Raw genomic sequence first — 10,039 nt, forward strand, 5'->3', positions numbered from 1 at the left:
GCCGAAGCCTTTGATCTGGTCAAGATGGGCCGCGATGATACCCGCGCTGCCGCCGCCTTCTGGGCCGGGCGCAGCTGGGGCCTGGCCGGCAACGACGCCAATCGCACCGCGCGCCTGCAACAGGCCGCAACATCGGTGGCCAGTTTCTATGGCCTGCTGGCCCGCAGATCATTGGGGGTGGATCAGGGTCTGGACTGGCGCGAACCCGATTTCATCACGGCGGACTGGAATTATCTGAAAGACGTCGCCGGTGCCCGCCGCGCCGCTGCACTGGTGGAAATCGGCCAACTGGGCCTGGCCGATCGGGAACTGCGCCATCTGGCGGCCACGGCACCGGCGGATGCCTATCCCGCGATCCTGCGCCTGGCTGCCCGGCTCGATCTGCCGGCGACGCAATACAGCCTCGCCACTCGGCCGCCGGTGGGCCTCGAAGCGCCGCTGTCGGCGCGTTACCCAGCGCCTGAATGGGTGCCGTTCCGCGGCTGGCGGGTACCGCGCAGCCTGGCCTTTGCCCACGCACTGCAGGAATCGGCCTTCATCACCACCGCCACCAGCCGCACCGGCGCTAAGGGCCTGATGCAGCTGATGCCCGACACCCGCGATCTGATGAACCGCCGCATCGCCAGGGAAACCCCCGATGCGGCGAGCGTGGTGGGCGACATGGCCGACCCGGCTTATAATTTCGAACTGGGCCAGACCTATCTGGAAGTGCTGGGCCGCATGGGGCTGACCGCCGGGCTGCTGCCCAAGGTGATTGCCGCCTATAACGCCGGGCCCGGTTCGGTGCAGACGTGGAATCGCACTTTGGATGATCAAGGCGATCCGCTGCTGTTCATCGAATCCATCCCGTATCGCGAGACCCGGCACTATGTCGAAATCGTGCTGCGCAATCTGTGGATGTATGAACTGCGCGACGGCCAGACGCCGGCTTCGATGGACGCCATCGCAGCGGGCCTGTGGCCGCGCCTGCCCGGCATCGGCGGCCAGTTGGCCGTAAAGCGCGACCCGCTGCCCATCCGCCCCCGCCCCGAACCCGGCAGCTTCACCCCCGAAGCCTGGCCCAGCGACGATCGCGCCGTGGCCGGCGGCAAGTGAAATTCAACGCTGCTGCGTCAGGCTCAGCAGATTGCCGTCACTGTCGTTGAACCAGGCGATGCGGGCACCGCCGTCGGGCGAGTTCCAGATGCCCTGTGCATCCTGACCAAAGCCCGGATAGACCAACATCTCGACACCGCCCGCCACCAGCCCGGCCACCGCCGCGCCGGCATCAGCCACCTTCCAGCCCAGCACCGGATATTTGCCGGGCGCCCAATCGGGCAGGGCCGTCAGCCGGATAAAACCATCGCCGCACGCAAACTGATCACCGAACGGATCAATCGCCGGCGCGCCTATGGCGAACACCGGCCCCAGCACATCGCGATAAAACGCCCGCGCCCGTTCCCGGTCGGTCACGCAGATCATTGCCATCACCTGGGCCATCGCCGTCCTCCCCTTCGCCGTTCTGCCACCATGACAAGGCGGCATGGAACAGCTTAACGTATTTCATGTCCATCGATGAGTCGCTTTCCTTCGTGCCGCTCAACATCGCCGTCGCCACGGTGAGCGACACCCGCGTCGCCGCCACCGACACGTCGGGCGATACGCTGGTGGCCCGGCTCAGCGCTGCCGGCCACCGCCTCGCCGCCCGCGCCATCATCAAGGACGAGGTGCCAGTGCTCGTCGCGCAGTTGAATGCGTGGATCGACGACCCGGGTGTGGACGTCATCATCACTACCGGCGGCACCGGCGTCACCGGCCGCGATGTCACCCCCGAAGCGCTGGATCAGGTGATGGAAAAAGCCATCCCCGGCTTTGGCGAATTGTTCCGCTGGCTCAGCTTTCAGTCCATCGGCACTTCCACCATCCAGTCCCGCGCCTGTGCCGGCTTGGCGCGCGGCACCTATATCTTCTGCCTGCCCGGCTCCACTGGGGCCGTAAAGGATGGCTGGGACGGCATATTGGCCACCCAGCTCGATGCCCGCCACCGGCCGTGCAATTTTGTCGAGCTCATCCCGCGTCTCAGGGAACGCTGATCGGTGCGCTATTTCCTCGATTGCGAATTCAACGGCTTCGACGGCCCGTTGATTTCCATCGCGCTGGTGCCGGAAGTGGAAGGCCATGGCGATTTCTATGCCGTGCTGCCTTGCCACCGCCCGCAACGCTGGGTGGAAGCCAATGTGATGCCGAAACTGGGCGCCGCCGCCCAAAGCCGGGCGGATGTGGTGGCCGGCCTGTCTGCCTATCTCGCCGCCGATCCGAACCCGGTGCTGGTGGCCGATTGGCCAGAAGACATCGCCCATGCCGCAGCGATGCTGGTGCACAAGGGCCGCCGCATGGTGCCCCATGTGCGTTTCGACCTGATCAACCTGCCGGGTTTCGACACCGCCACCATGAGCACCCTGCCACACAACGCCCTGGCCGATGCCCGCGCCCTGCGCCGCGAAGTGCTGACCCGCGAAGCGCTGGCCCAAACCACGCAAGGATCGGGAAATGTCGCGGCCTGAATTGCCTCAAAAGGTGCGGCCCAGCACCAGATAGATGGTGCTCGACCCCTCGCTGTTGCCATAGGCCAGCCACACCGGGCCGATCAGCGTATCAGCCGCCACAAAGGCGCTGAAGCCGGTGCGCAGGCTGCCCAGCGAAACATCGCCGGGATCACGCCAGACATTGCCCGCCTCGACGCTGGCACCAATATAGATGGGCAGATCAAGGATTGGCGCCTTCTGGCTGATGCGGTGATAGGCGACTCCGCGCAGGAACAGCAGTTGCTGGCCCAACAGACTGTTGCGCTGCAGGCCCGACAGGTTGAGGAAGCCGCCCAGCAGATAATCGCCGAGCAGATCATTGGTCCGATTGGTGGTCAGCCCCAGTCGCCCAGTGGCAACCAAAATGGTGTTGGCCGCCACGGGCAACGCCTGCGTGAATTGCAGATTGATATTATCGCGGCTGAACTGCCCGCCCAGCGCCCGGACATGATTGACCAGTTGCGCCTGGGCAAACACACCGCGACGCGGAAATGTGACATTGTCCAGCGTGTCGACCGTGAAGCCCACCCGCCAGTTGTTGTCGGTGGTCCAGCCGGGATCGAGCCCAAAGGCGGCGGCATTGCCCTGCGGATTGACTCCGCCCAACCGGACGCCAACCCGAAATTCGGCGCGGTTGCCAAACAGGATGCCACCATCCACCCCGGCCGACGCGCGCGCCGCCGAGAAATTGCCATTCTGCACGATGCCGCCCTGATTGAGCACGAGCGCCGAATTGCGCTGATAACTGGCCGTCGGCTCCACGAAAAACCGCCCAAACTGCTTGAACAGGCTGACATCGAGCAGCACATCATTGCCCACCCGGACAAAGCCGCGCCATTCCGCGCCGGTGCCAAGGAAATCGAGATCGGTATAGCCCAGTGCCAGATCGAACACCGCCGCCCGGCCGAAATCGCTGGACAGCAGCATGCCGGCCATCAGGTAGCGATCGCGGCCCTTGGCACCGGCCGTGTTCACTTGCAGCGTGTTGCCATCGGCATCCAGGTTGATCTGGTAATCCACCCGATCAAAGCCATCGAGTTCATAGATCGCCGTCACGTCACGCTTCATGCGCACGCCATCCAGCGTGTTACCAGCACGGGTGGTGATCAAGCGCTCGATCTCGGCGGTGGGCTGGCGCGACTGGTTGTTCACCGTCACCCTGGCAATGCGGATCGGTTCGGCGCGCGCCCGCTGCTTGCGCGCCTCTGCCCACGCCGCATATTCGTCCTGTGATACCGACAATGCATCCAGCCGCGCCGCCAGCGCCTGCGCCGCCACCCGACCGCGCTGCATGATCTCGATCGATTTGTCGAAACTGGTTACCGAAAGCCCGGTGATATCGGGATCGATCAGCACATCGCGGCCCTGCATCGATTGGCGCTGACGTCGGATCGCCTCCCAGCCCAGCAGCGATTGCATCTGCGAGAATACATCGACAGCACTGTTGATCTTGTCGGCACTGGCTTTCGGCGGCTCGCCAACGTCAACCACGATCACCACGTCCACACCCATGGCGCGGGCCGCATCCACCGGCAGATTGTCGGAAATGCTGCCGTCTACCAGCAGCAACCCTTCGCGCGTCACCGGCGCAAAGCCGCCGGGCACCGACATCGACGCCAGCACCGCCGTGCTCAGATTGCCGCTGCCCATCACCACGGCCTGGCCCGTCACAATATTGGTGGCCACCGCCCGGAACGGCGTCGCCAGCGCATCGAAATTCTCAGTGGCACGCCACGGCGCCAGCAGTTCCTGCAGTGTGGCAAACAGCTTCTGCCCGCTCAGCACCCCGCGCGGCAGTACCGGCTTGCCATTTTCCAGCCCGAGCCGCGCGTCGAGAAGCTCTGTGCGCACCTCGCGCTTGCGCCGGAAGCTGAGTTCGGAACGCTTATGCGAATTATCGAACAGCGTCACCCAATTGATGGTTTCGGCAATGCGGCGCGTGTCGCTGGCTGTGCGCCCGGTGGCATAGATACTGCCCACCACCGCCCCCATCGATGTGCCGGCAATCACGTCCACCGGAATGCGCCGGCGTTCCAATTCCTCCAGCACGCCGATATGGGCAAAGCCCTTGGCACCGCCGCCGCCCAGCACCAGCCCGATGCGCGGCCGCGCCGGGGCCTGAGACTGTGCCTGCGCCCACACTGGCGCGCACAGGAGAAAACTGAACAGACAGATGATGACAGCGCGCACGATCGGCCCCCGTTGACGTCCCTTTCTCCTACGCACGGACAAGCCGGATGTCATTCGTCAACACGCGCGCAGCCCCAGATCGATTCCAGCTTGCGCGATCAACCTGTTCTATTTATGTTCTGCGTGTTTGAAAAATGCGGGGAAAATCATGTGGCAATCCGATTCGGCACGGCCCTGGCAATTGCAGCCATGATCAGCACCAGCGCCGCCGCCAGCGAAGCCAGCGGCAGTTTCACTGTTGCCCTCACTGCGCTGCCAGCCGCACCCGGCGGGGCGGCCCAGCACAGCCTTGATAAACGGTTCAGCGGCGATCTGGCCGGTACCAGCCGCGGCGTGATGCTCAGCGCCGGCGATCCGGCCAAAGGCATTGCCGGTTATGTCGCGATGGAGGTGGTGGCCGCCACGCTGGCCGGTCGCAACGGCGGCTTTGCCCTGCAACACAATGGCACCATGGCCGCCGGCGGGCAGCAGCTGAACATTGTGGTCGTGCCCGGTTCCGGCACCGGCGCGCTGGCTGGCATCAGCGGCACGATGGTCATCCGTATCGAAAACCGGCAGCATTTTTACACGCTCCGCTATGAACTCCCCGCTTCGCCCTGAACCGGCACGCGGCCGCGGCGCTACGCTGAACGATGTGCCTTCACGCTTTGGGCTCGCCACCCGCGAAACCGATGGCAATTGGCTGGATAACGCCAGCGTTGTGGACGATCCACCACCGCCGCTGCGCACCACGGTAACAGTGGAACGCCCGCGCAGCATCATCACCAGAAACCAGTCGCCCGATATCCCGTTTGATCGTTCAATCAATGCCTATCGCGGTTGTGAACATGGCTGCGTCTATTGCTTTGCCCGGCCCACCCACGCCTATCACGATCTGTCTCCCGGCCTGGATTTCGAAAGCCGGCTGTTTGCCAAGCCTGATGCGCCGGTGCTGCTGAAGGCCGAACTCGGCAAACGCAGTTACCAGTGCCAGCCGATCGCGCTGGGCACCAACACCGATCCCTATCAACCCATCGAACGCGACTGGAAGATCACCCGCCAAATTCTTGAAGTTCTTGATGATTGCAGCCACCCCGTCACCATCACCACCAAATCCGATCGCGTGTGCCGCGACCTCGACATCCTCGCTGCCATGGCGCACCGCAACCTCGCCGCCGTCATGCTCAGCGTGACGACGCTCGATCCTCACCTCGCCCGTCTCATGGAACCCCGTGCCGCCACTCCACAACGTCGCCTCGCCGCCATCCAGACGCTGACCCAGGCCGACGTGCCGGTGTTTGTCTCGCTCTCGCCGATGATTCCGGCCATCAACGATCACGAAATCGAAGCCATCGTGGCTGCAGCAGCGGATGCCGGCGCCGTGGGCGCTTACTCCATCCCCGTGCGCCTGCCTTTTGAGGTCGCACCCTTGTTCCGCGACTGGCTCAGCGTCCATTTTCCCGATCGCGCTGCCCGCGTCATGCACCACATCGCCGATATGCGCGGCGGGAAGGACAATGATCCGCGCTTCTTCGCCCGCTTCCAGCCGGCTGGCCCCTATGCCACGCTGATGCGCCAGCGCTTTCACAAGGCTTGCGCTGTTCACGGCCTCAGCCGTGACCGCATTCCGCTGGATTGCAGCCAGTTCCGCCCGCCCAGCGACCAGCTTGACCTGTTCTGATCCTCTGGCACAACAATGCCATGATAAGCTTCGATGATTTCCTGAAGATCGACATTCGCGCCGGCACCGTGATCGATGCCCAGCCGTTTCCGGAAGCCCACAAGCCCGCCATCAAGCTCGTCATCGATTTCGGGCCTGAGATCGGCGTGCGGAAAAGCTCGGCGCAGATCACCGTGCACTACACGCCGGAACGCCTGATCGGCCGCCAGGTCATCGCCGTCACCAATTTCCCGCCCCGGCAGATCGGCAAGTTCATAAGCGAAGTTCTGGTGCTCGGCCTGCCCGACGAGCAAGGCGCTGTGGTGCTGCTCGGCCCGGATCATCCGGTTGGAAACGGTGGGCGGATGCACTGATGCCCCCACAAAAGGGCGTTATGGCAGCGCCGTTACCTTGGTGGTCAACAGCGCGAATTTGAGAACGCGGTAAGTGCGTTCAAGCCGAAACTTTACAAACAGCCCGAAGCTGATGACGGCTGCCAGGATCGCCCCGCCCAATGCCGCAAGACTGGACATGCCATTCCAGGGCAATGCAACCAATGGTGCAGCACACAGGGCGGCGACACTGAGCGATCGCAGGAATTTCTCGATGCTTTCGACCCGTTCCACCTCGGCGGTGGCGACAGGCGAGGTCAGGCGAAGATAATCCATCCAGAAACTGACCCGTGTGAACGACTCGGCCAGATCAACTGAAGCCCCATGCTGCTGAAGAATCCGGTTCTTGAAGGGATCGGTCGCCGCACCGAATGCCTCCAGACTTTCAAAACGCTTGTAGCGACTGAGCCATGGCTTCACAGCATCATAGACCAGATCTAGACCAAGGGCGCCGATCGCGTTGAAAACATGCCCGAAGCAATAGGCAAAGCCGATCAGACAGACCGTGCCCAGCCCTTCTGCGCTAACTTTTCGTGCGAACCCATTGAAATCAGGTCCGAACAGCAGCACCACCACACAAAAAATGATACCTGGAATGACAAAGCCGAACACATCGCGCAGGCCGATGAAAATATCTGCTGGCTTGATCACTGCACTTCACCTTGGTTGTGGTTCAAGCAGTCGGCAGCTTGTAATCCCGATACTGTTCTCGCAGCGCCACCTTGAGCAGCTTGCCCGTGGCGGTGTGCGGCAGGCTGGGCACGACCAGCACATCATCCGGCGTCCACCATTTGGCGATCTTGCCGTCGAGATAGGCCAGCACACCGTCCTTGCTCACAGCGGCGCCCTCCTTCGGCACCACCAGCAATAGCGGGCGCTCGTCCCATTTCGGGTGGTGCACGCCAATCACGCAGGCTTCCGCCACGCCCGGCGCGCCGACGGCGACATTCTCCAAATCAATGGACGACACCCATTCGCCGCCCGACTTGATCACATCCTTGGCCCGGTCGACGATTTGCATATAGCCCAAGCGGTCAAGCGTCGCGACGTCACCGGTGTCGAACCAGCCATCCTCGAACGCCGATGCGCCGTCGCCCTTGAAATAGCTGGCCACCGTCCACGGCCCGCGCACCAGCAGCCGGCCAAAAGCAACGCCGTCGCGCGGCAGCTCGGTGCCTTCGTCATCGACGATCTTCATCTCGACACCAAAAATACCACGGCCCTGCTTGATACGTACATCAAGCTGTTGCTGATAATCCATTGATTCTGTTTCTGGAATACCAGCGCCAACGGTGCCGAGCGGTGACATTTCCGTCATCCCCCACAGCTGCAACACACGCACGCCTAATTTGTCATAGGCTTCGATCATGGCGCGCGGCACCGCTGAACCACCTATGGCTGTTCTGTTCAATTTGCCAAGGGTTTGGCCAGTTTTCTCAAGATGCTGCATCATGCCCATCCAGATTGTTGGCACGGCCAGCGCCAGGTCCACTTCTTCATCCACAATCAGCTTGTGCAGCGTCGGCGGATCGAAATTGGGGCCGCCCATCACAAGCTTGGCGCCCGTCAAGGCGGCAACATAGGGGATCGACCAGGCATTTGCGTGATACATCGGCGCAATCGGCAGCACGACCGTGCCGGCCCCCATGCCGAACGTGTCGGTGGCGGCCGCTGCCATGGCGTGCAGCACGTTGGAGCGGTGGCTGTATTGCACCCCCTTGGGATTGCCGGTGGTGCCGCTGGTGTAGCACAGGCCGGCGGGCGCGTTTTCCGGCAGGTCCGCCCACGGCTCGTCCATGCTTTCCGCTGCCAGCAATTCCTCATAGCAAAGCAGGTTCAAGCTTGATTCCACCGGCATGTGCGCACGGTCGGTGAGAAGAACAAAATGCTCAATAGTGGAGAGGTTTGGCGCCAGTTTCTCAACCAGTTTGACAAAGGTGAGATCGAAGAACAGCACCCGGTCTTCGGCATGGTTGGCGATATAGATGATCTGTTCTTCAAACAGGCGCGGGTTGATGGTGTGGGCCACGCCGCCCATGCCGGAAATGCCGTACCAGCTTTCGACATGGCGCCACGTGTTCCAGGCCAGGGTGGCAATGCGGTCACCGGGCTGCATCCCCAGTCGCCGCAGGGCGCCCGCCACCTGCTTGGCCCGGCCGCGCACCTGCGCCCAGTTGGTGCGATGCTTGGGCCCCTCGCAGCTCAGCGACACGATCTCACGGCCGGCATGATAGATGGCGGCGTGATCGATCAATTTGCTTACCAGCAACGGCCAATCCTGCATCGTTCCGTGCATCGACGTCTCCCCAAGCCTGCGTGCGTCGCCGGCCTCCCCGGCCAGCATGCGATTGGCTTCAGTCATAACCTTGGCCGCCTTGATGCGAAAGAGGGGCTTGACGATCGGAACAGAAAAGGAACATAGCTGCAGAACAGACATAGAACATCAGAACGATTCGCCGAAGGGAAGCGACAATGACAATGCTGTTGATGCTGATGGCCTGCATGGCCGCCTGGGCGCTGGTGGCGCTGATGCTGGGCGATGCCCGTCTGGTATTGATCGACGCCCTGCGCGGGCAGCCGGTTCAGGGCGGCGGCTGGATGCCGTCTTCGCGGGCCGCAGTCCGGGTTGCCCCTTCCCGCGCCTTCACCCGGGCGTAAGAACGCACGGCCAAGGGAATCAACGCGGCATAGACAATGCTGACCAGCGTCAGCATAGGCCAGGGATCGGTGAACAAGGCCCCGGCAAACAGACCAATCGCAGCCAGGGCCGGCAGTCGCCACGCCGCCCGCAGCCGCAGGGCACCAAAGCCAAAGCTGGGCAGGTTCGAAACCATCAGGAAGGCGACGATCAGCGTCGTCACCGCCACCAAGCTGGCCCGGGTGGTGAGATCGTCCAGAAACGGCGGCGCCAGCCAGAAATGGATATAGAGCGGCGTGAGGACGAGGCCGGCGCCGGCCGGTGCCGGAATGCCGGTCATGTAACCCAGTCGCTTGTGCGGTTGATCTTCGGCATCGATCTGCGCGTTGAAGCGCGCCAGCCGCAGAGCGCAGGCAATGGCCTGGGCCAGCGCAATCACCCAGCCAAAGCGCCCCGGCAAATATTGCAGGGCCCACAGATACATGATCAGCGTCGGGGCCACGCCAAAAGCCGTCACGTCTGACAGCGAATCCAGTTCGGCGCCAAAGCGGCTGGTGCCCTTCAGCAACCGGGCAATCCGGCCATCAATCCCGTCCAGCACGGCCGCCAGCACGAC

General features: G+C 63.1%; 11 protein-coding genes. 6 read left to right on the plus strand and 5 right to left on the minus strand.

Features of this window, described 5'->3' with window-relative positions; translation table 11 throughout:
• Positions 1–1,095, plus strand: a 1,095-nt coding sequence (locus RMO81_RS02655) for a lytic transglycosylase domain-containing protein (protein ID WP_310474182.1), incomplete at its 5' end; no start/stop codon positions are given.
• A 3-nt stretch (positions 1,096–1,098) separates the two neighbouring features.
• Here RMO81_RS02655 and RMO81_RS02660 read toward each other — a convergent pair.
• A complete protein-coding gene (locus RMO81_RS02660; RefSeq protein ID WP_310474183.1) occupies positions 1,099–1,479 on the minus strand; it encodes a VOC family protein in 381 nt (126 codons plus the stop codon).
• A gap of 65 nt (positions 1,480–1,544) precedes the next feature.
• On the opposite strand from RMO81_RS02660, the gene moaB reads away from it, so the two are divergent.
• Positions 1,545–2,072, plus strand: coding sequence for a molybdenum cofactor biosynthesis protein B (gene moaB / locus RMO81_RS02665; RefSeq protein ID WP_310474184.1), 528 nt, complete (start codon positions 1,545–1,547; stop codon positions 2,070–2,072).
• Positions 2,073–2,075: 3 nt separating this feature from the next.
• Positions 2,076–2,543: a hypothetical protein gene (locus RMO81_RS02670; protein ID WP_310474185.1), complete on the plus strand. Its 468-nt coding sequence runs from the start codon at positions 2,076–2,078 to the stop codon at positions 2,541–2,543.
• 6 nt (positions 2,544–2,549) lie between these two features.
• Here the strand turns inward: RMO81_RS02670 and RMO81_RS02675 are convergent, their stop codons facing one another.
• Complete coding sequence (locus RMO81_RS02675; RefSeq protein ID WP_310474186.1) at positions 2,550–4,754, minus strand: patatin-like phospholipase family protein; 2,205 nt, start codon at positions 4,752–4,754, stop codon at positions 2,550–2,552.
• 189 nt (positions 4,755–4,943) lie between these two features.
• On the opposite strand from RMO81_RS02675, the gene RMO81_RS02680 reads away from it, so the two are divergent.
• From RMO81_RS02680 to RMO81_RS02690, 3 genes are read left to right on the plus strand one after another with little or no spacing between them, the layout of a single operon-like run.
• Complete coding sequence (locus tag RMO81_RS02680; RefSeq protein WP_310474187.1) at positions 4,944–5,354, plus strand: DUF3224 domain-containing protein; 411 nt, start codon at positions 4,944–4,946, stop codon at positions 5,352–5,354.
• Positions 5,332–6,414: a PA0069 family radical SAM protein gene (locus RMO81_RS02685; protein WP_310474188.1), complete on the plus strand. Its 1,083-nt coding sequence runs from the start codon at positions 5,332–5,334 to the stop codon at positions 6,412–6,414. The genes RMO81_RS02680 and RMO81_RS02685 overlap by 23 nt, the downstream gene beginning before the upstream one ends.
• 20 nt (positions 6,415–6,434) lie before the next feature.
• Positions 6,435–6,767, plus strand: coding sequence for a tRNA-binding protein (locus RMO81_RS02690; protein ID WP_310474189.1), 333 nt, complete (start codon positions 6,435–6,437; stop codon positions 6,765–6,767).
• Positions 6,768–6,785: 18 nt separating this feature from the next.
• On the opposite strand, the gene RMO81_RS02695 is transcribed toward RMO81_RS02690, so the two are convergent.
• The 3 genes from RMO81_RS02695 to RMO81_RS02705 all read right to left on the minus strand — a co-directional run.
• The gene (locus RMO81_RS02695) at positions 6,786–7,436 is read right to left on the minus strand and encodes a hypothetical protein (RefSeq protein WP_310474190.1); all 651 of its coding nucleotides are present in this window, start codon (positions 7,434–7,436) and stop codon (positions 6,786–6,788) included.
• Positions 7,437–7,458: 22 nt separating this feature from the next.
• Positions 7,459–9,081 (minus strand): long-chain-fatty-acid--CoA ligase, encoded by a 1,623-nt coding sequence (locus RMO81_RS02700; RefSeq protein WP_310474192.1) that lies wholly within the window; start codon positions 9,079–9,081, stop codon positions 7,459–7,461.
• Between the two features lie 286 nt (positions 9,082–9,367).
• On the minus strand, positions 9,368–10,039 hold a 672-nt coding region (locus tag RMO81_RS02705), incomplete at its 5' end, for a CDP-alcohol phosphatidyltransferase family protein (RefSeq protein WP_310474191.1).

Source organism: Sandarakinorhabdus sp., from assembly GCF_031422795.1.
Lineage (GTDB): Bacteria > Pseudomonadota > Alphaproteobacteria > Sphingomonadales > Sphingomonadaceae > Sandarakinorhabdus.